Genomic DNA, 19367 nt, shown 5'->3' on the forward strand with positions numbered 1-19367 from the left:
GGATGGTAGGAGCGGCGGAAGGCCGCAGCGAGTCGACGGAGGCACAGTGAGCAGAGATACGAAGACGGACACCGCGGACGAGTACCAGGTTGTGGTGATCGGAGGTGGCGCAGCTGGGTTAAGTGCCGCCGTGACGCTTGGCAGGGCCCTCCGGTCCGTCCTGGTGATCGACGCCGGCGAGCCGCGGAACGCGCCGGCTGCCGGGGTCCATGGTTTCCTGTCCAGGGACGGCATTGATCCCAGGGAATTGTTGGATATGGGGCGGGAAGAAGCACGCGGCTACGGGGTGGACTTCATCGCGGGCGTCGCCGTCGCAGCGCGCTCGACGGCGGGGGCCGAGGAAGGCGCGGAGCTCTCCTTTGATGTTGAACTGGCCGATGGGCGGACGGTGAAGGCCCGCCGGATCCTTGTGACCACGGGGCTGACCGATGTTCTGCCCGACATCGACGGCATCCGGGAGCGGTGGGGTCGTGATGTCCTGCATTGCCCCTACTGCCACGGCTGGGAGGTCCGGAACAAAGCGATCGGCATACTGGGCTCTGTTCCCATGGCGTTGCACCAGACGATGCTCTTCAGGCAGTGGAGCCCGAACATCACGCTGTTCCTTAATGACGTGGTGGAGCCGACGGACCCAGAGTGGGAGCAGCTGGCTGCACGCTCGATCAGCGTGGTGGAAGGCAAGGTGGAGTCACTCGCCATCCAGGATGATGCGTTGAGGGGTGTCGTCCTGGCCTCGGGAACAGTCATTCCGGTGGAGGCCGTAGTGACCGCAACCAGGCTGGAGGCAAGGTCCGCAGTGCTGGAGTCGCTTGGCGTCCCGGTGGTGGAACACCCCATGGGAGTAGGGCACCACGTGGAAGTGAATCCCATGGGCGGGGCCACCGCGATTCCCGGCGTCTGGGCTGCGGGCAATGTCGCGGACCTTATGGGACAGGTCATGGCGTCGGCCGCTTCGGGCGTCATGGCCGGGGCCGCCATCAACGCCCACTTGGTGGCGGAGGAAACCAGATTGGCGGTGGACGTTGCGCGGCTGTCCAGCCTCGCCCGTTGACCACCACAAGCTGAAACGGAACCCCTGCAAAAAAGTGGTCGACGTGCGGCCGGAGTGCGAGGACTATTAAAGAACGCCACTAAGGGAGGTTGTATGTGCTACGCGTACTATGACGACTTCGAGCGGCGCACGAAGAAGGACTCCGCGCGCAAGCCCGAGACCACAACTGAAGAGGCCAGGAAGGAACCGGTTGCCCCGGCGGAGACCCGCCAGGCATCGGAAGGGACGTTCTGGACTTTCCTGGCACGCCGTCGCAGGGAACCTGTGGTTTACGAACCGAAGGTTGACCGCATCCACGAGAAGGTCTAGGCTCCGCCTGGACTGAAACGAGTAGAAGATCACGAAAAAGGCGCCGGTCTGCCGGCGCCTTTCCCGTGTGCCCGTCCACGCGCAGGCTAGTTGTTTCCGCCTGTTGAACCGAGGTACTCCAGAGCGGCTGTGACCAATGCTTCCGTTCCCTTGGCCAGCGTGGGCTGGATCAGGGGCGCGAAGTAGGGCGAGTGGTTCGAGGGAATATCTTCGGGGAGGCGCCCCGTCGTCGCCCATTCGCGGAACAGGGCAGGGTCGGCGCCGCCGAGGAACCAAAACACCAACGGCGCGTCGGCGCCCTTTGCCAAGGCTCCTACGTCTTCGCTGCCGGATACGGGCCCGGGATCAATGACCTGTGCCTCGCCGAACCTGGCCTTGAAGGCTGCTGTAATCCTGCCTGCTGCCGACTCGTCGTTAACTGTCAGCGGGAAGTGCTCTTCGAAATGGATCTCCGGGTCCTTGGGGGCGCCGGATGCCGCTGATTCCCCGTGCACAATGCGCTCAATCGAACCGAGGATTTTGTCCCTGGTGGAATCGCTGAAGGTGCGGACACTGAGGCCGAGGGTTGCCGTCTCGGGGATGATGTTGTTCTTGGTACCGGAGTGGATCTGTCCTACGGTGACCACAGCGGAGTCGCTGGCGGCGAGTTCACGCGACACGATGCCCTGCAGGCGGATGGTGGCAGCGGCGGCCATCACCACCGGATCAATGGTGGTTTCCGGGCGCGATCCGTGCCCGCCGCGGCCGTGCAAGGTGATGTTGAGGGAGTCTGCGGAGGCCATGGTGACGCCGGCCCGGACGCCGAACCATCCGGCGGGGAAGGGGGCCACATGCTGTCCGAGCACTACATCGGGCTTCGGCACGACGTCATAGAGGCCGTCGCCAACCATCGCCTGCGCACCGCCACCCCATTCCTCGGCGGGCTGGAACACGACGATCAGTGTGCCTTGCCACCGGTCACGTTGTCCGGCCAACGCTTCTGCTGCTCCCACGAGACAGCTGACATGGACATCGTGTCCGCACGCATGCATGACCGGAACATCGTTTCCGTCAGGGTCGACACCCGTGGCAGTACTTGCGTAGTCCAGTCCCGTTGACTCCTTGACCGGGAGGGCGTCCATGTCGGCCCGGAGCATGACGACCGGCCCGGCTCCGTTCTCAAGGATGCCCACCACGCCGGTCTTGCCGATGTTGCGGTGGACGGTGAAGCCAAGATTCTCCAGGTGCCCGGCTGCGATCCCGGCGGTCCTGGTCTCCTGGAAGGACAGCTCCGGGTGGGCGTGCAGGTCCTTGTAAAGCTCTTCGAGGTCAATGGTCATGGGTTTACCCTTCGTTCGACGCCTTCGGTCTGGCCAGTGTATCCATCCGCTTTGTGCGAACCCTGTGTGTGCGAACCTGGCTGTCACGGCACACTTGATGGCATGACGAATTCCGAACCCGCCACCACGCAGCACTCCACGGTTGAGGACTGGACCGCAGCCCTGGCAGAGTCGAGCGGCTCGCCCGGGGGCGGCGCCGGCACCGGGGTGATGCTATCCATTGCGGCTGCCTTGACGTCAATGGTGGCCGGGTACACGGAAGCCGAGGGGCACCAGCGTGACGAGCTTTCCGCTATCCATGCCAGGGCCCATGAGCTCCGGGAAGCGGCTCTCCGGCTCGCGGACGAGGACGCATCTGCCTCCAACGCCTTCGGGGCTGCTTTCCGCCTCGACCCCGGACCGGAACGCGAAGAAGCCATCCACCAAGCCTCCGTGGACGCAGCCAAGGCCTCCGCCGTCCTGGGTGAACGGGCCATCGACGCCATTGAAGATCTCGGCTGGCTCGCTTCCCACGGGAACCCGGCCCTCGTCGCCGACGTCGTGGTGGGTTTCGGTGCGCTGCGGGCCGCCATAGCGGGGGCGAGGACCAACGTGAGCTTCGACCTCGCTTCCCTGACCTCCGCGGGGACTTCCCTCGAGGAGGTCAGGGAGCAGCAGCCTGGGCTGTGGACAACGGTCGGCCGGCTCAGCGACGCCCTGGAGCGAATCGACCAACTGACTGCCGGCGTCGACACGAAGGCGGCACCCACGGAAGCCGTGTAGCTTCCCTTATTGCGCTTTGGGAACCTTGCGCAGTACGACGGCGGCCATCACTGCTGCTCCGGCCATCAGTACCAGCCCAATCGCCGCGGTGATGTGGACGCCGGAGTCGAAGGCTATCCGCGCGGCGGTGGTCAGTGCCTCCGACAACTGGGCGGGGAGCCCGGATGCCGCGTCAACCGCACCTGCCAGAGTCTCTCCGGACTTCCTCGCCGCCTCTGTGGGCACACCGTCGGGAATGACGAGGTTGTGCTGGTAGGACGCGGTGAGGATTGAACCGAGCACGGCTGTTCCCAGGAGTGAACCGAGTTCGTAACCGGTCTCGGAGATGGCCGAGGCCGCCCCTGATTTGTCTGCCGGCACGGACGCCAGGATGAGGTCGTTGGAGATGGTCTCCGCTGCACCCACGCCGACGGCCAGGACCGTCAGGGCTGACAGGAGGAACACCGGTCCGCTGCCGTGGTCACCCACGACGGCCACCAGGTAGCCTATGGCGCTCAGTGTCAGTCCGCCGGCCACCACGAAGCCGGGCCGTACTTTCTTGACCAGCGGTACTACGAGCAGGCCGGCGATGACGGTGGCCAGGAGGGCCGGGATCATGGCGATGCCGGCTTCCATGGGGGACTGCCCTTCGACCAGTTGCAGGTGCTGGGCAAAGAAGTAGATGAACCCCGTCATGGAGAACAAGGACAAAACATTCGCCACGATGGCCGTGCTGAATACCTTGTTCTTGAACAGGGAAACATCCAGCATGGGGCTTTCGATCCTTTGCTGGCGGCGGACGAACAGAATGCCCATCACCAGGCCAAAGCCCATGAAAGCAGCAGCTGACGCACCGAAGCCGTGGACCGCGAATTCCTTGATGCCGTAAACGAAGGGCGCCATGGTGACCACGGACAGGACAATGCTGGACACATCCACCCGGCCGGGGTTGGCGTCCTTGGACTCGGGAATGAGTACCCGGCCAAAGGCAAGGAGCGGCAGAAGCAGGAATGCTGCTACCAGGAAGACGGCGCCCCACCAGAAGTGCTCCACCAGCCAGCCGCCGAAGATGGGACCGAGGGCTGCGCCGCCGGAGAATCCGGCAGCCCATACAGCGATCGCGAGCCGACGGCGGTTGGGGTCGATAAAGATGTTCCTGATCAAGGACAACGTTGATGGCATCAGCATGGCGCCGAAGACGCCGAGTGCAGCGCGTCCGGCAATAAGCCACTCCGCGGACGGAGCGAATGCCGTAGCAGCCGAAACCGCGGCGAAGCCTGTGCTGCCGATCAGAAGCAACCGGCGTCGTCCGATCCGGTCACCAAGGTTGCCCATGGAGACCAGGAGCGCAGCGAGCACCAGCGGGTAGGCGTCAACGATCCACAGGAGCTGTATGCCGCCCACGTCCAGCGAGCGGGCGATTTCCGGCAGGGCAAAAGTGAGCGCGGTGTTATCGACGGCCACCAGCAGCACCGGGAACATCAGCAGTGCCAAGGCCGTCCAGTCGCGCCACGGTGCAGCCGGGCCCGTCAAGGGGGCGGCGGAACGGGGTGCTTGGGTTGAGGACGGCGAGAACATGCCTCTTACTGTACCGTCCAGACGGTATAGTTACAAATTCAACCCCCGCAATTCTTTAGGGAATGATGTACACATGCCACGAAAACCAGTTGCCCGGGACGCCGTCCTGGATGCCTACGAATCCCTCCTGATCGAGGTAGGGGAGCGGGCCGCTACCCTGGATGCCGTCGCCAAGAGGGCCGGTGTCTCCAAGGGCGGGCTCCTGTATCACTTCCCCAACAAGGAAGCCCTGATCAGCGCCTTGCTGGAACGCCTGGACGATTTGGCGCAGGAGGACATTGAGCAGATGAAGGCCGCGCCGGACGGTTCCGCCGCCTACTTCATCCGGTCCTCCCTCTGGGCCGACACCCCCATGGACAGGGCCTTCGTAGCCGCCACCAGGCTCGCTGAAGTAGCCCATGAGGAAACGCGGCGGCGCTTCGCAGGAATCCAGCAGCAGTGGCTTGATGTCCTGGCCGAAGACGTAGGACCGGAGATCGCCAAGGCCGTCAGCTACATGGGCGACGGCCTTTATTTCAACGCGATGTTCGAGGGCGGGCAGGGGGCCGGCAACGCCGGCCGGGAGGCCGACGTCGAAATCCTGCTGGGGGTCCTGGACCGCCTGCGGAAGTGACTGCTCATCCATTTGCCGCAGGGCCTTGCACGTAGGACAATTAAGCCTTGTGGCGTGCCCAGCGTGGCGCCCACAGACAACTGAACATGCCTTTGATCTGCGGCGGGAGAGTCCTGCAGGCACGTGATGCAGGCGCCGTAGGAGCAAACCCTCCCCAGGAATCTCTCAGGCCCACGCACCGCCGCGGCGAGGCAACTCTGGAAAGCAGCAGGCACTCCACGCCATTGACGTGGGATGCTGTGCTCACCGACGGTGCAAGCGATTCGTTGTGCGGACAACACGCGGAAACTCTCAGGTCCAATACAGAGCGGGGAGGAACCCGAGCCGCTGTGGCGTACCCAAACGCCGCCCAAGTATTGGAGTTCCTTCGTGACGGTTAGTTCTGCCTCCACCACCTTCGTCGATCGGCATATCGGCGCCCGCCGCCAGGCCGACATTGAGACCATGCTCAAGTCCGTTGGCTACGACTCTGTTGACTCGCTGGTCGACACTGCCGTTCCGAACGACATCCGCCAGGACGTCGCCCTCACCTTGCAGAACGCGCTGAGCGAAGTCGAGGTCCTGGCCGAGCTGCGCAAGCTCGCCTCCAAGAACAAGACCGCGGTCCAGATGATCGGCCAGGGCTACTACGACACCATCACGCCGCCGGTCATCCGCCGCAACATCCTTGAGTCCCCGGCCTGGTACACCGCTTACACCCCGTACCAGCCTGAAATTTCGCAGGGCCGCCTTGAAGCACTCCTGAATTTCCAGACCATGGTCCAGGACCTCGTTGGCCTGCCTATCGCCAACGCCTCGCTGCTTGACGAAGCAACCGCCGTGGCCGAGGCCGTCCTCATGATGCGCCGCGCCAACAAGAACAAGGCCGTGCAGGACGGCAAGACTGTGCTCGACGCAGACTGCCTCCCGCAGACCATCGCCATCGTCAAGGGCCGTGCTGAAGCCCTCGGCTTCGAGGTTGAGGTTGCCGATCTTTCAGCCGGCCTTCCGGAAGGTGCCATCAACGGCGTCGTCCTCCAGCAGCCCGGTGTTTCCGGCCGCGTCTTCGACCACTCCGCCGTCATTGCCGAGGCCAAGGAACGCGGCGCACTGGTCACCGTTGCCGCCGACCTCCTTTCCCTGACGCTCATCACCCCTCCGGGTGAGCAGGGCGCTGACATCGCCGTGGGTTCCGCCCAGCGCCTGGGTGTCCCGCTCTTCTTCGGCGGCCCGCACGCGGCCTACATGGCCGTCCAGAAGGGTCTCGAGCGTTCCATGCCGGGCCGTCTGGTGGGCGTTTCCAAGGACGACGCCGGTGTCCCCGCCTACCGTCTGGCCCTGCAGACCCGCGAACAGCACATCCGCCGCGAGAAGGCCACGTCCAACATCTGCACCGCGCAGGCGCTGCTGGCCATCGTCGCCTCGATGTACGCCGTCTACCACGGCCCCGAAGGCCTGAAAGCGATCGCCGAGACCGCCCACAGCCACGCCCGCACGCTCGCAGCGTCCCTGAAGGCTGCCGGCGTCGAGGTCCTCCACGGTTCGTTCTTCGACACCATCACCGTCCGCGTCACGGGCAAGGCAGCAGAGATCGTCGCCGCCGCCGAGGCCAAGGGCATCAACCTGCGCGGCATCGATGCCGACACTGTTGGCATCTCGGTTGATGAGACGACTACGTCCGACATCGTCGGCAGCCTGCTCGATGTCTTTGGCGCTTCGGTCACCGATGCCGCCGAGGACTTTGCGCTGGAGGCTTCCGTTGAGCGCACCAGCGCATTCATGCAGCACCCGGTGTTCAACACCCACCGCTCCGAAACCCAGCTCCTGCGCTACATCCGCAAGCTCTCTGATCGCGACCTCGCGCTGGACCGCACCATGATCCCGCTCGGTTCGTGCACCATGAAGCTCAACGCCACTGCCGAGATGGAAGCCATTTCCTGGCCGGAGTTCGCCTCGATCCACCCGTTCGCTCCGGATTCCCAGACCGAGGGCTGGCGTGAACTGATCAGCGACCTCGAAGCGCAGCTGACCGAGATCACCGGCTACGACCAGGTCTCCATCCAGCCGAACGCCGGCTCCCAGGGCGAGCTCGCAGGCCTGCTGGCCATCCGCGGCTACCACCTGTCCAATGGCGACGACCAGCGCAACGTCTGCCTCATCCCGGCGTCCGCGCACGGCACGAACGCTGCCTCGGCAGTGCTGGCCGGCATGAAGGTCGTGGTGGTGGCCACCGCTCCTGATGGCACCATCGACCACGTTGACCTGAAGGCCAAGATCGAAGCCCATCGCGACGCCCTTTCGGCCATCATGATCACCTACCCGTCCACGCACGGCGTGTATGACGCCGACGTCCGCGAAGTCTGCGATGCCATCCACGAGGCCGGCGGCCAGGTGTACATCGACGGCGCCAACCTCAACGCACTTGTGGGATTGGCCCAGCCGGGCAAGTTCGGCGGCGACGTCTCGCACCTGAACCTGCACAAGACCTTCTGCATCCCGCACGGCGGCGGCGGTCCGGGCGTTGGCCCGGTTGCTGCCAAGGCACACCTCGCACCTTTCATGCCCGGTGACGCGGCATCCTGGACCGAAGGCAACGATGTCCCGATTTCGGCCTCCCGCTTCGGTTCCGCCGGGGTTCTTCCGATCTCCTGGGCGTACGTGAAGCTCATGGGCGGCCAGGGCCTCACCGAAGCCACCAAGTCCGCGCTGCTGGCTGCGAACTACATCGCATCGCGCCTCAACGAGCACTTCCCGGTGCTCTACACGGGTGAAGGCGGACTTGTGGCCCACGAGTGCATCCTGGACCTGCGTGAACTGACCGCGAAGACCGGCGTCACGGCCGAGGATGTGGCCAAGCGCCTCATCGACTTCGGCTTCCACGCCCCCACCCTGGCCTTCCCTGTGGCGGGAACCTTGATGGTGGAACCCACCGAGTCCGAGGACCTGGCCGAGATTGACCGCTTCATCGAAGCCATGATCACCATCCGCAAGGAAATCGACCAGGTAGCCCACGGCGACTTCTCCGTGCAGGATTCCCCGCTTCGCCGGGCGCCCCACACGGCTGCCGCCGTCGTAACTTCTGATTGGGACCGCGCGTACCCGCGCGAGCAGGCCGCTTTCCCGGTCCACCACCTCAAGCAGGACAAGTACTTCCCGCCGGTTGGCCGCATCGACGGCGCAGCCGGAGACCGCAACCTGGTCTGCTCCTGCCCACCGATCGAAGACTTCGAAAACTAAGGACTCGTCATGACTGAGAACTACACAGCCCTTTACGAAGAACACAAGAAACTTGGCGCGTCGTTCACCGACTTCGGTGGCTGGCAGATGCCGCTCAAGTACTCCTCCGAGTTGGCCGAGCACCACGCAGTCCGCAAGTCCGCAGGCCTGTTCGACCTCTCCCACATGGGCGAAGTCTGGGTCACCGGCCCCGAAGCCGCAGCCTTCCTGGACTACGCCCTGGTGGGCAAGATCTCGGCCATGGCGGACGGCAAGGCCAAGTACTCGCTGATCTGCCAGGAAGACGGCGGCATCATCGACGACCTCATTACCTATCGCCGTGGTGCCGACAAGTTCCTGGTGGTGCCGAACGCCGGCAACGCCAAGGTTGTGGCTGACGCTTTGCTTGAACGCGCCGCCGGTTTCGACGTCGTGGTTGACGACGCCTCCGCCGAGACGTCCCTGATTGCCGTGCAGGGTCCGCTCGCCGAAGCCATCCTGCTGCGCCTGGTTCCGGCCGACCAGCACGCGCTGGTCACCGGGCTCAAGTACTACGCCGCGGTTGAGGTGACCTTCCTGGTGGCAGGCAGCGGCCAGGACCTTCTCCTGGCACGCACCGGCTACACGGGGGAGGACGGTTTCGAGATCTTCGTTCCCAACGAATCCGCTGCCGCGCTGTGGCAGGCAATCGCCGCCGTCGCCGAAGAAGGAGAACTGGTTCCGGCCGGCCTTGCCTCCCGCGATTCCCTGCGGCTGGAAGCCGGCATGCCGCTCTACGGCAACGAGCTCTCCCGTGAAGGCAACCCCTTCGCTGCAGGGCTCGGAGCCGTGGTGGCGCTGTCCAAGGAAGGTGACTTCGTTGGCAAGGACGCACTGGCTGCGTTGAAGGCCGACGGTGCCGGTTCCACCACGGGACGCAAGCTCGTGGGCCTCAAGGGCCTGGGGCGTCGCGCCGGACGCGGCCACTACCCGGTCCTCAAGGACGGCGCGGTAGTCGGCGAAGTGACCTCCGGCCAGCCCAGTCCGACCCTCGGGTACCCGGTAGCGTTGGCATATGTCGACGTCGAACACACCGAGCTTGGAACCGCGCTGGACATTGACCTGCGTGGCAAGAGCGAGCCGTTCGAAGTCGTCGCACTGCCTTTCTACAAGCGCCAAAAGTAGCGAGTTTTTGTACAGCTAATGACCCCATAGCCCAGCTATAAAGGCATTAGCTGTACAAAATCTCCACGTTTTTCATTTCGACCACGTAAAGGAAACAGAATGCCCAAAGTAGCGCCCGAACTTCAGTACTCCGACGAGCACGAGTGGGTCTCCCGCGGCGAGGGGAACTCGGTGTCCGTCGGGATCTCCGAGGTTGCCACCGACGCACTGGGTGACATTGTGTACGTTGACCTGCCCGAGGTCGGTTCGACTGTGACCGCAGGCGCGACCTGTGGCGAAGTTGAGTCCACCAAGTCCGTCTCCGACCTGTACTCGCCCGTCACCGGCGAGGTCACGGAAATCAACGACGCCGTTGTTTCGGACCCGGCCCTGATCAACAACGACCCCTACGGCGCCGGCTGGCTCTTCAAGGTCGCTGCTGAGTCCGACGGCCCGCTGCTCTCGGCAGAGGAATACGCCTCCAAGAACGGCGGCGACCTCTCCTAAGGTCCGCGCTCCGGCACGGAACGAGCGTGCAGGGCGTAGCGTTTGTAGTAACTGAATAATTTGCGACGCCGGGTTGCCGCCTTTGGGGGCCATCCGGCGTCGTGCTTCGGTCGTCTTCCGCCACAAGCGGGGGAGGCCATCCGGCAGGACCATCTGCCGGACCGTTTCAAGCTGTATAAAAGGGATCCCGGCTATGGCTGTTGGTGTTTTCGATCTGTTCTCTGTGGGCATTGGTCCGTCGAGTTCCCACACGGTGGGGCCGATGCGGGCCGCCGCTGTGTTCGCTGGTGAGTTGAAGGACGCTGGTGTCCTGGACTCGGTGGCGTCGTTGCGGGTTGATTTGTATGGTTCGTTGGCGGCAACGGGCCGTGGTCACGGAACCATGACGGCGACGTTGCTGGGCTTGGAGGGCTACCACCCTGAGTTGATCCTTCCCGAGGAAGTGGAGGAGCGGCTCGCGACGATCGCTGAGAGCGGTGTGCTGAACCTTGCGGGGGCATCCGGCGGGGGTGTGGAGTTGCCGTATGCGGTGGAGGATATGGTGTTGCATCCGTTGACGGTGTTGCCGCGGCATACGAACGGGATGAAGTTCGCCGTGGCTGATGCTGAGGGAAACACTGTGCATGAGGCGACGTTCTTTTCGGTTGGTGGTGGGTTCATTGTCCGTGAGGGTGAGGAGGACGCTGCGCGGCAGGAGTTGGAGGAGTCGAAGAAGGAGTTGCCGTTGCCGTTCAGGACGGCGGCGGAGTTGTTGGGCAGGTGTGCGTCCAAGGGGTTGGGGATTTCGGACATCATGTTCATCAATGAGCGGGCGTCGCGGTCTGAGGAGGAGATCCGGGAGGGTCTTTTGCATATCTGGTCGGTGATGGAGGCCTGTGTTGAAACCAGTTTGAAGCGTGAGGGTGTGTTGCCTGGGGGGTTGCGGGTCCGGCGTCGTGCTCCTGATTGGTTGGAGCGGTTGTTGAAGGAGGACAAGGACCGGAATGATCCGAAGTATTGGCAGGAGTGGGTGAACCTGGTTGCTTTGGCGGTCAATGAGGAGAACGCTTCTGGTGGTCGGGTGGTGACGGCGCCGACCAATGGGGCTGCGGGGATTATTCCGGCGGTGTTGTATTACGCGTTGAATTACGCTCCGGGCATGGATCAGGCCAGTCAGCAGGACAGGGATGATGTGGTGGTGAAGTTCTTGCTCGCTGCTGGTGCGGTGGGTGTGTTGTATAAGGAGCAGGCGTCGATTTCGGGTGCTGAGGTGGGGTGTCAGGGGGAGGTTGGTTCGGCGTCGTCGATGGCTGCTGCGGGGTTGGCTGAGGTGATGGGTGGTTCTCCGGGTCAGGTGGAGAACGCTGCGGAGATCGCGATGGAGCATAATCTGGGGTTGACGTGTGATCCGATCGGGGGGTTGGTTCAGATTCCGTGTATTGAGCGGAACGCGATCGCGGCGGCGAAGGCGATCAACGCGGCGAAGATGGCGTTGTGGGGGGACGGGACGCACCGGGTTTCCCTGGACGAGGTGATCGTGACGATGCGTGAGACGGGCAAGGACATGTCCGATAAGTACAAGGAAACCGCGATGGGCGGCCTCGCCGTCAACGTCGTCGAATGCTGAGTCTTTTTACTGTCAGTGCGTAGTGCCATGCTGTATCCATGAGCGGGGGATACGACAGGGATTTTTTGCGGGCACGCCTTGAACTGCCCAGTCCGTCGGCAACGACGATACTGCTGGACTACACCCACTTCTCCGTGCGTTTCCGGGCCGCCCGGAAGCTCGCGGCGATCGTGGGGGTCAACATCAGCGGTGCAGAACTGAACCCGTTGGCGCGGGAAGGAACCTGGCACTTCGATGACAGGGTCCCCCGGGAACAGCAGGCGGGTCCGGACGTCTACAAGAACAACGCCTTCGATCGCGGCCACTTGGTGCGCCGGCTGGATCCCGTCTGGGGGGACGCCGCCACTGCCAAGAAGGCCAACCAGGAGACGTTCTCATTCACCAATGCGGCGCCGCAAGTGGACGATTTCAACCAAGGCAAGGAACTCTGGGTGGGCTTGGAGGACCATGTCCTGGGGCACGCCGATGCCCATGACGCCAAGATCAGCGTCTTCACGGGGCCGGTCCTGCTTGAGGATGATCAGCCTTACCGTGGTGTCCGGATCCCTCGAAAGTTCTGGAAGATTGCGGCATGGACCAACGATGCCAAGCTGGCCGCCGTCGGGTTCGTTCTGGACCAGTCACCACTGCTCGGGAAGGTGGAACTGAAGAGGGCCATTGATCAACGGCTTCTGGAAGGCGAACCTCCGCCCCTGGGTCCCTTCCGGACCTTCCAGGTCCCTATCGGGGAGATCGCAGACCTCACCGGGCTGAGCCTCAGCCGCCTCGCGAACGCCGACCGTCTTGGCAGTGGCCAGCGTGAACTGGGGAAGCAGCCGAAAGCGATGGAACTGGAGAGCATGGAGCAGATTCGTCTGTAAGTAGCTCCAACAATGCATTTATCCTGGTAAATCAGCCCGATTTTTCTCGGCCCGATAGACTTGGGGCTGCATGTCCGCATGCGCACGATGCTTTTGAACACTGCACCAAAACCCTGAGATTGGACACGGCCACCTTGCGAGAATTTACCGCCCGCTTTGCCACTGCCGAGGAAATCGATAATTGGGACAAGCACGTCACTGCCAACCCGAACGGTGGCAACATGCTGCAGTCGGACGCCTACGCGGCAGTCAAGGACGGCAATGGGTGGCTTGTCCGCCGGCTCGTCATCGAGACCGCTGACTACGCCAGCTACAACCTCCTGCTGGAGAAGAAGTTCCCCGTCCTGGGACGGCTCTGGTACCTGATCAAGGGTCCGGACGCCGGGTCCGTTGACGACATCAAGCCCATGCTGGACGCCGTCGCTTCCTTGGCGCGGGAACAGAAGATGAACGTCTTCACCATCAAGATAGAGCCCGACGTCGTGGAGTTGCCTGAGGTGGCCGCTCACCTGAAGGCCAGTGGCCTGGTCAAGGCCCCGAATATTCAGTCCAACGACTCCACCGCGCTGCTGGACATCTCAGCGCCTGCCAATGAAGTGCTTCGGAGCATTTCCTCCCGGGCCCGCAATGCAGTCCGCCGTGCAGAGCGCGAGGGCTGCGTTGTCCGGCAGGAAGAGGCCGGCGAGGAAAGCTACCGCAAGCTCTACGCCCTCATGCAGAACACCGTGAACGCCAAGGGCGCCATGCCTCTGCGGAGCTATGAGTACTATGCCGCGTTCTGGGGTGCATTCTGCAGTCGTGGACAGGGACAGTTCTTCTTCGTGTACGAGGACGATGCCCCGAGCGTAGGCGCGTTTGTGATCAATTACGGTTCCAAAGCCACCTACAAGGATGGCGGGTCGACACAGAACCGCAAACAGTATGGCGACTCCCACCTGGTCCAGTGGGCTGCCATTCAGCGCATGCAGGAACTTGGCTGCGTCGAGTATGACTTCTGCGGCACCCCTCCAGGAGCCCGGATCAAGGACAAGACCCACCCGCTGTATGGCCTGGGATCGTTCAAGACAAGCTTCACCAAGACGGTCACGGACTTCGTGGGCTGCTACGACCTCGTGCTGGGTCCGGTCCGTTACAAGCTGTGGCTCAAAGGGGCCGAGCGGGTGTTCCGTCGACTTGAAACCATGCGCACCGGAGGCCAGTTCTACTGACCGGCAGCAAAAGCCAACAAGCCAGCGAAAAGGCCCGCCCCGGCCACCAACGGGCGCAAATCTAACTTAGGCGAGGTAATTTCTTTGACTCCGATCGAGGCTGGAACCGACATGGAATTCGTGATTCTCAGCGACGCTGATTTCGAGACGTTTGCCAAGGGACACCCGCAGGGGAGCTTCATCCAGTCCATGGACCTGACGCGTTTCCAGCGCGCCCGCGGACAGGAAGTCGAGCTCTTCGGCGTGACCCGGGGCGGGAGCCTTATCGCAGCAGGAAAGCTCGTGTACACGTCCAACCGTTTTGGCTACAAGACAGCCGACTGCGCCAAGGGACCACTGATGGACTACAGCGACCCGGCAGTGGTTCACTTCGTCGTCGGGCAGTTGAAGAAGCACGCGGCCTCGAAGAAGGCCGCAGAGCTGCGGATATCACCCAACCTCCGGTACATCGCGCGCGATGAGGACGGCGCGGAGCACCCGGAAGTCGAGGACAACCGTCCATTGCTAAAGGAACTGGAAGGCCTTGGCTTCCAGCACCAGGGCTTCGACATGAACTTCGCCAACATCAACTGGATGTTCATCAAGCAGCTCGACGGCATCGCCGATTCCGAAGAGCTCATCATGGGTATGAACTACCGCACCCGCAAGGCCATCAGGAAAGCGGAGAAGAACGGCGTGTACCTGGAACAGGCCACGCTGGAAACGCTGGATGACTTCTACAGCGCGCTGAGCACTGCCGGCGACGAGAAGGGCTTCACGTACCGCGAACGCGAGTACTACGAGCAACTCCTCAGGAACACCTCCGATGAGTTCACCAAGCTCATGATGGCCAAGATCAACATCCCGGAGTACCGGGCCTCCATTACCGAGCGCCTGGAAGCTGAATCCGCCACCCTTGCTGACCTCAAGCGGGAGGTTGAGGAAACCGGCAGCAAGAAGAAAGCCAACCGCGTCAAAGTGGTCCAGGATCTCGTGGACAGCTACGAGCGAAGCCTGAAGGACATCGAGCGCTTCCCGGACTCCGTGGGCGTGGCTACCGTAGCTGCCATTCACTTTGCGTGTTCAGGTGACGAACTCACGTGCGTCATCGGCGGCACCGTGCAGGACTACATCTACTTCAACGGCGCAACGTCCCTTTACTGGGGCATGATGCTGCACGCGCTGAACAACGGCTACTCCCGCTACAACTTCTACGGGACTTTCGGCATCCAGGGCCAGGACGAAACCGGGCACGGTGGCTATGAATTCAAGAAGGGATTCGGTGGCGAGGTAGTCCAGCTGCTGGGTGACTTCGTTGCTCCGGTCAGTCCCCTGAAGTACACGGCGTACCGTGTGGCCAGGAAGCTCGCAGGGGCCGCCCAGACAGTTCTGGGACGATTGCCGCTGGGCAAATTGCCGGTAGTACGAAACCTGCGGGGTAACCGCTGATCAAACAGCCAAGGGAGGATCGCCGCGTGACTGAACGCCCCGATGGGTCCGCCAGCCGGCCCCAGACCGACGGGTTGCCAAAGACCCAGCCGTTGCGCCCGTCGCAGGTCCGGCAGAACGTCAACGCCAAACGCATGCTGATGCGCCTGGTGCAGGGCGATAGTCCGCCTACCGCTCCCATGAACATCGTGGACCGGCTCGCCGGGAGTCCCTACGCCAATCCCACCATCCAGGTGGTTGGCGTGGACGCCTCGGCCCGCAAGACCATCGACTTCGCGCTCCATTTGGCCGAAGTGATGTTCCGTTACGGTGCGGGTGCGTTGGAAGTAGAGACGAGCATGATCGCTGTCACGGCCGCGCTCGGACTGAAGAACGTGGAAGTGGACATCACCAACCAGTCGGTGGCCATCAACTACGCTCCCAAGGACCAGACCCCCATCACCCTGCTGAGGGTGGTGCGCTCCTGGACCAACAACTACGCCGGATTGGCTCAGGTCCATCAACTGGTCACCGACATCGTGGCCGGGGGAGTTGGCCGTGACGAAGCCGTTCGCCGGCTGAACGGCATCATCCGCAGTGCCAAACCCTTCCCCCGGTGGATGGTGACGATCGCCTTCGGTATCTTCGCCGCAGTCTTCGTGGGTGTGTTGGGTGGCGGCATTGGTGCCTCGGCGGTGGCTTTCGGTTCCAACATCCTCATCAGCCTGCTGTCCCGCCAGCTTGTTAGATGGCGGACGGCGGACTTCTTCAACACCATGGCCTGCGCCTTCCTGGTCACGTTCGTTGCCCTGATGCTCCGTTGGGCGGGGGTGGAGATCGCGCCATCCATTGTGGTGGCCGGTGGAATCCTGTTGCTCCTTCCCACGGGCCGGCTGGTGTCCTCGGTGCAGGATGCCATCAACGGCTTCCCGGTGACTGCCGCAGGCCGGTTCCTCTCCACGCTGCTGACCTTTGGCGCGATCGTTGCGGGCATCGGCGTGGCCGTGGTGGTCGGGACACTCATGGGCAGTGCCGTCCTCGACGTCACCCAGACGTTCCCCGACGCGTACCCGCTGTGGGGCCAGGCCATCCTGATCGCCGTCGCCGTAGTGGCAATCGGCGTGACGGAACAGACCCAGATGCGGTTGTTGATTCCGACGGCGGCAGTCGGGTTGGTAGGTTTCTTCGTTTTGTGGGGGGTCGGCCAGGCCGGCCTGGGGGACCGTTTGTCTCCAGCCGTTGCGGCCGTGGCCATTGGCCTCCTGGCCCGTGTGGTGGCGTTGAAGCTGGGTGCCCCGCAGCTGGTGGTGGCTGTTCCGGCCGCGCTCATCCTGCTGCCGGGGCTCACCATTTTCCGGTCAATGTATGCCTTGACCGTGGAAGGCGGCAACATCCTGCTGGGTGCGGGCGGAATGCTGAATGCAGGCGCGATCGTACTCGGGGTAGCCGCTGGAATCGTTCTCGGCGACAACCTCGCCAGGCCGCTGACCAAGGGTCTTTCCAGCAACGAACGCCGCCGGGTGCGCCGGCGCTAGGCCGCCTCCCCCCTCCGGAGTTTTTGTACAGATGTTGCCCCTAAAAGGCCTTTTTAGGGGCAATATCTGTACAAAAAGTCAGCTAGATCTGGCCGACGGGAAGCTTCTTCTCCGCCTGGAAGACTTCCTCCACACGGCCCAGGGCCCAGTACCCGGACAACGAAACCTGCGAACGCTCCAGGCCGCGCTGGACGAAGAAGATCTCCCTCAGGCCCTTCATGTACCCCCGCTCGCCGTGCGCGAAGACGTCGACGCGTCCCGGCAGCCATTCGGTGCTGCGCAGGGCGTCCAGAAGTAGCGCGCTGGAGCCGGCCGGCGTGCCCTTGCGCAGCAGCCAGTGCAGTTCGACGCCGTGGGGCGCTGCGAGGGGAAGAATGTCGGCTTCGCTGTCCACCTCGAGGTAGGCGGTTCCCCGGGCGTCGGCGTCCAGGGCCTCAATGCATGCGGCGATCGCAGGGATCGCTGCGTCATCTCCGGCAAACAGGTACCAGTCGGCGTCGGGGGATGGGTTGTAGCCGCCGCCCGGACCAGTGAAAATCAGCGAATCCCCGGGCCCGGCCTTGGCCGCCCAAGGACCTGCAAGGCCTTCATCCCCGTGCACCACGAAGTCGATGGCCAGTTCCTGTGCCTCCAGGTCCACCCAGCGGATGGTGTAGGTCCGGGTATGCGGCCACTGTTCGCGTGGCATGGTCTCGCGGATGGCCCACAAGTCCAAGGGCTGCTCGTAGTCGATGCCGTCCTGCGGGAAGACGATCTTGACGTAGCGGTCCACGTAGTCGTTGTTGACGTAGTCGTTGAACCCCGGACCGCCGGCCACGATCCGCACCATGTGGGGCGAAAGGCGCTCGTTCCGCAAGACGGTCAGGTTGACCTGCGGACGGCTTTTGCGTGTGGCGGACGAGGTGACGGGGAGAGCAGTCATATAGGTAAGCCTAAGCTAATCGACTGGGCCCCGGCCGGGTATGAGTCGAAGGTTACAAACGCTCCCTCACGTTCCGCGTGCTTGGGCCGCACGCTTCCTCACATTCGGCGTGCTTGGGCCGCACGCTTCCTCACGTCCTACAGGACCGGGAGTTCCCAGTCGACAGGTTCCGCGCCTTGTTCGACCAACAATGCGTTGGTCCTGCTGAAGGGTTTGGAACCGAAGAAGCCCCGGGACGCCGAGAGCGGGCTTGGATGGACGGAGACCACCGACGGCGCCCCCTCCAGCAGCGGCACCACACTTTCGGCGTCTTTGCCCCACAGGATTGCGACCAGCGGCTTCTGCCGTCCCGCACCGTCCGTCCGCTGTGCGACGGCGGTGACTGCCGCCGTCGTGATGGCCTCCCATCCTTTCCCGCGGTGGGCGCCGGCATTGCGGGCCTCGACCGTGAGGACGCGGTTCAAGAGGAGGACGCCTTGCTCCGTCCATGCGCTGAGATCGCCATGGACGCGGGGTGGGAGGCCGAGGTCGTCATGAAGCTCTCGGTAAATGTTGGCAAGGCTGCGGGGGATGGGCCGTGTTTCGCGCGAGACGGAGAAGGAAAGTCCCACGGCGTGTCCCGGTGTCGGATAGGGATCCTGGCCCAGGAGGAGGACTTTGACGTCGGACAAGGGTTGCTGGAACGCCCGGAGGATGTTCCCGGAGGCGGGGAGGATCTGTTTGCCGTCGTTGGCACGCCGGGCGGCGTAGGCCAAAGCATCGCGCAGTTGGCCTTCGACTGGACGCAGGGCATCGGCCCAGTCGGGAGCCATCAGCTCCTCAATCGGACGGTCAAGCAGCGCAGCCAAGCCCGCGTCCTCCGGGCCCGCAGGTTCAAGATCAAAGAGAGCATCCTCGCCAGTCACCCGGCCATTGTCTCCCGCGTGGCGGAGGTCGGGCGAATGACAGTGATGTTATTCGCCCGTAACATGGGGGTAGGACATTTTCCCCAACAAGCGTCGAAGGAGTGTGCCGTGGCAGAACCAGCACCGGAACCAATGGCGCCGCAGGCCGACGGGTTGGCCTTGGAAGATCTCACGGCCGGTACCCGAAGCGACTCCCCGTTGAGTGAGCGTGATCAGCAGATGTTGGCGCTGGAACGGCAGTGGTGGAAGTATGCCGGCGCGAAAGAACAGGCTATCCGGGAGCTCTTCGACCTCTCTGCCACCCACTATTACCAGATCCTGAATGCACTGATCGACACCGAGGACGCGCTGGCCCACGACCCCATGCTCGTCAAGAGATTGCGTAGACTACGTACGTCCCGCCAACGCGCGCGGACAGCGCGGCGCTTGGGGTCGGACGCGTAAATCGCCAGGCTGATCTGTCAGCAG

General features: G+C 63.4%; 17 protein-coding genes and 1 riboswitch. Of the genes, 13 read left to right on the forward strand and 4 right to left on the reverse strand.

Features of this window, described 5'->3' with window-relative positions; genetic code table 11:
• Window positions 1-46 precede the first annotated feature (46 nt).
• Together ACNAOU_RS04670 and ACNAOU_RS04675 are read left to right on the forward strand one after the other, a co-directional pair.
• Window positions 47-1051 (forward strand): NAD(P)/FAD-dependent oxidoreductase, encoded by a 1005-nt coding sequence (locus ACNAOU_RS04670; protein WP_422758140.1) that lies wholly within the window; start codon window positions 47-49, stop codon window positions 1049-1051.
• A gap of 93 nt (window positions 1052-1144) precedes the next feature.
• The gene (locus ACNAOU_RS04675; RefSeq protein WP_064723672.1) at window positions 1145-1360 is read left to right on the forward strand and encodes a hypothetical protein; all 216 of its coding nucleotides are present in this window, start codon (window positions 1145-1147) and stop codon (window positions 1358-1360) included.
• 86 nt (window positions 1361-1446) lie between these two features.
• On the opposite strand, the gene ACNAOU_RS04680 is transcribed toward ACNAOU_RS04675, so the two are convergent.
• A complete protein-coding gene (locus ACNAOU_RS04680) occupies window positions 1447-2679 on the reverse strand; it encodes an amidohydrolase (protein WP_422758141.1) in 1233 nt (410 codons plus the stop codon).
• Between the two features lie 102 nt (window positions 2680-2781).
• On the opposite strand from ACNAOU_RS04680, the gene ACNAOU_RS04685 reads away from it, so the two are divergent.
• Complete coding sequence (locus tag ACNAOU_RS04685; RefSeq protein ID WP_422758142.1) at window positions 2782-3441, forward strand: cyclodeaminase/cyclohydrolase family protein; 660 nt, start codon at window positions 2782-2784, stop codon at window positions 3439-3441.
• A gap of 6 nt (window positions 3442-3447) precedes the next feature.
• Here ACNAOU_RS04685 and ACNAOU_RS04690 read toward each other — a convergent pair whose 3' ends face one another.
• The gene (locus tag ACNAOU_RS04690; protein WP_079582832.1) at window positions 3448-4998 is read right to left on the reverse strand and encodes an MFS transporter; all 1551 of its coding nucleotides are present in this window, start codon (window positions 4996-4998) and stop codon (window positions 3448-3450) included.
• Window positions 4999-5071: 73 nt separating this feature from the next.
• On the opposite strand from ACNAOU_RS04690, the gene ACNAOU_RS04695 reads away from it, so the two are divergent.
• The 9 genes from ACNAOU_RS04695 to ACNAOU_RS04735 all read left to right on the forward strand — a co-directional run bounded on the left by ACNAOU_RS04695 (window position 5072) and on the right by ACNAOU_RS04735 (window position 17072).
• Window positions 5072-5611, forward strand: coding sequence for a TetR/AcrR family transcriptional regulator (locus ACNAOU_RS04695; RefSeq protein ID WP_275778254.1), 540 nt, complete (start codon window positions 5072-5074; stop codon window positions 5609-5611).
• Between the two features lie 93 nt (window positions 5612-5704).
• Window positions 5705-5802, forward strand: a riboswitch (glycine riboswitch).
• A gap of 178 nt (window positions 5803-5980) precedes the next feature.
• Window positions 5981-8827, forward strand: a complete 2847-nt coding sequence (gene gcvP / locus ACNAOU_RS04700; protein ID WP_416430363.1) for an aminomethyl-transferring glycine dehydrogenase — start codon at window positions 5981-5983, stop codon at window positions 8825-8827.
• Window positions 8828-8836: 9 nt separating this feature from the next.
• Window positions 8837-9970: a glycine cleavage system aminomethyltransferase GcvT gene (gcvT, locus tag ACNAOU_RS04705; RefSeq protein ID WP_189076061.1), complete on the forward strand. Its 1134-nt coding sequence runs from the start codon at window positions 8837-8839 to the stop codon at window positions 9968-9970.
• Between the two features lie 99 nt (window positions 9971-10069).
• The gene (gcvH, locus tag ACNAOU_RS04710; RefSeq protein ID WP_018780132.1) at window positions 10070-10456 is read left to right on the forward strand and encodes a glycine cleavage system protein GcvH; all 387 of its coding nucleotides are present in this window, start codon (window positions 10070-10072) and stop codon (window positions 10454-10456) included.
• Window positions 10457-10649: 193 nt separating this feature from the next.
• Window positions 10650-12062 (forward strand): L-serine ammonia-lyase, encoded by a 1413-nt coding sequence (locus tag ACNAOU_RS04715; protein WP_422758143.1) that lies wholly within the window; start codon window positions 10650-10652, stop codon window positions 12060-12062.
• A 38-nt stretch (window positions 12063-12100) separates the two neighbouring features.
• Window positions 12101-12922, forward strand: a complete 822-nt coding sequence (locus ACNAOU_RS04720; RefSeq protein WP_039239942.1) for a DNA/RNA non-specific endonuclease — start codon at window positions 12101-12103, stop codon at window positions 12920-12922.
• 119 nt (window positions 12923-13041) lie between these two features.
• Window positions 13042-14130, forward strand: coding sequence for a lipid II:glycine glycyltransferase FemX (locus ACNAOU_RS04725; RefSeq protein ID WP_422758144.1), 1089 nt, complete (start codon window positions 13042-13044; stop codon window positions 14128-14130).
• Window positions 14131-14241: 111 nt separating this feature from the next.
• On the forward strand, window positions 14242-15558 hold the full coding sequence (locus ACNAOU_RS04730; protein WP_416430173.1) for a peptidoglycan bridge formation glycyltransferase FemA/FemB family protein: 1317 nt from the start codon (window positions 14242-14244) through the stop codon (window positions 15556-15558).
• 26 nt (window positions 15559-15584) lie between these two features.
• Window positions 15585-17072: a threonine/serine ThrE exporter family protein gene (locus ACNAOU_RS04735; RefSeq protein ID WP_018779551.1), complete on the forward strand. Its 1488-nt coding sequence runs from the start codon at window positions 15585-15587 to the stop codon at window positions 17070-17072.
• Between the two features lie 82 nt (window positions 17073-17154).
• On the opposite strand, the gene ACNAOU_RS04740 is transcribed toward ACNAOU_RS04735, so the two are convergent.
• Both ACNAOU_RS04740 and ACNAOU_RS04745 read right to left on the reverse strand, forming a co-directional pair.
• Window positions 17155-17994, reverse strand: a complete 840-nt coding sequence (locus tag ACNAOU_RS04740) for a siderophore-interacting protein (protein WP_422758145.1) — start codon at window positions 17992-17994, stop codon at window positions 17155-17157.
• 137 nt (window positions 17995-18131) lie between these two features.
• Window positions 18132-18899, reverse strand: a complete 768-nt coding sequence (locus ACNAOU_RS04745; protein WP_422758146.1) for a uracil-DNA glycosylase — start codon at window positions 18897-18899, stop codon at window positions 18132-18134.
• 108 nt (window positions 18900-19007) lie between these two features.
• Between ACNAOU_RS04745 and ACNAOU_RS04750 the strand changes: the two genes are divergently transcribed.
• Entirely contained in the window at window positions 19008-19343 is a 336-nt protein-coding gene (locus ACNAOU_RS04750) for a DUF3263 domain-containing protein (protein ID WP_039240001.1), read from the forward strand.
• The last annotated feature ends 24 nt before the right edge of the window (window positions 19344-19367 follow it).

This window comes from Paenarthrobacter sp. C1 (assembly GCF_049315185.1).
Taxonomy (GTDB): domain Bacteria; phylum Actinomycetota; class Actinomycetes; order Actinomycetales; family Micrococcaceae; genus Arthrobacter; species Arthrobacter nicotinovorans.

What these genes read in the sequence shown, in the direction of transcription:
- ACNAOU_RS04740 (WP_422758145.1), bottom strand. Translation starts at nt 17,994, where the DNA reads ATGACTGCTCTCCCCGTCACCTCGTCCGCCACACGCAAAAGCCGTCCG.
- ACNAOU_RS04675 (WP_064723672.1), top strand. Translation starts at nt 1,145, where the DNA reads ATGTGCTACGCGTACTATGACGACTTCGAGCGGCGCACGAAGAAGGAC.
- gcvH (WP_018780132.1), top strand. Translation starts at nt 10,070, where the DNA reads ATGCCCAAAGTAGCGCCCGAACTTCAGTACTCCGACGAGCACGAGTGG.
- ACNAOU_RS04715 (WP_422758143.1), top strand. Translation starts at nt 10,650, where the DNA reads ATGGCTGTTGGTGTTTTCGATCTGTTCTCTGTGGGCATTGGTCCGTCG.
- ACNAOU_RS04695 (WP_275778254.1), top strand. Translation starts at nt 5,072, where the DNA reads ATGCCACGAAAACCAGTTGCCCGGGACGCCGTCCTGGATGCCTACGAA.
- ACNAOU_RS04685 (WP_422758142.1), top strand. Translation starts at nt 2,782, where the DNA reads ATGACGAATTCCGAACCCGCCACCACGCAGCACTCCACGGTTGAGGAC.
- ACNAOU_RS04730 (WP_416430173.1), top strand. Translation starts at nt 14,242, where the DNA reads ATGGAATTCGTGATTCTCAGCGACGCTGATTTCGAGACGTTTGCCAAG.
- ACNAOU_RS04680 (WP_422758141.1), bottom strand. Translation starts at nt 2,679, where the DNA reads ATGACCATTGACCTCGAAGAGCTTTACAAGGACCTGCACGCCCACCCG.
- ACNAOU_RS04690 (WP_079582832.1), bottom strand. Translation starts at nt 4,998, where the DNA reads ATGTTCTCGCCGTCCTCAACCCAAGCACCCCGTTCCGCCGCCCCCTTG.
- ACNAOU_RS04720 (WP_039239942.1), top strand. Translation starts at nt 12,101, where the DNA reads ATGAGCGGGGGATACGACAGGGATTTTTTGCGGGCACGCCTTGAACTG.
- gcvT (WP_189076061.1), top strand. Translation starts at nt 8,837, where the DNA reads ATGACTGAGAACTACACAGCCCTTTACGAAGAACACAAGAAACTTGGC.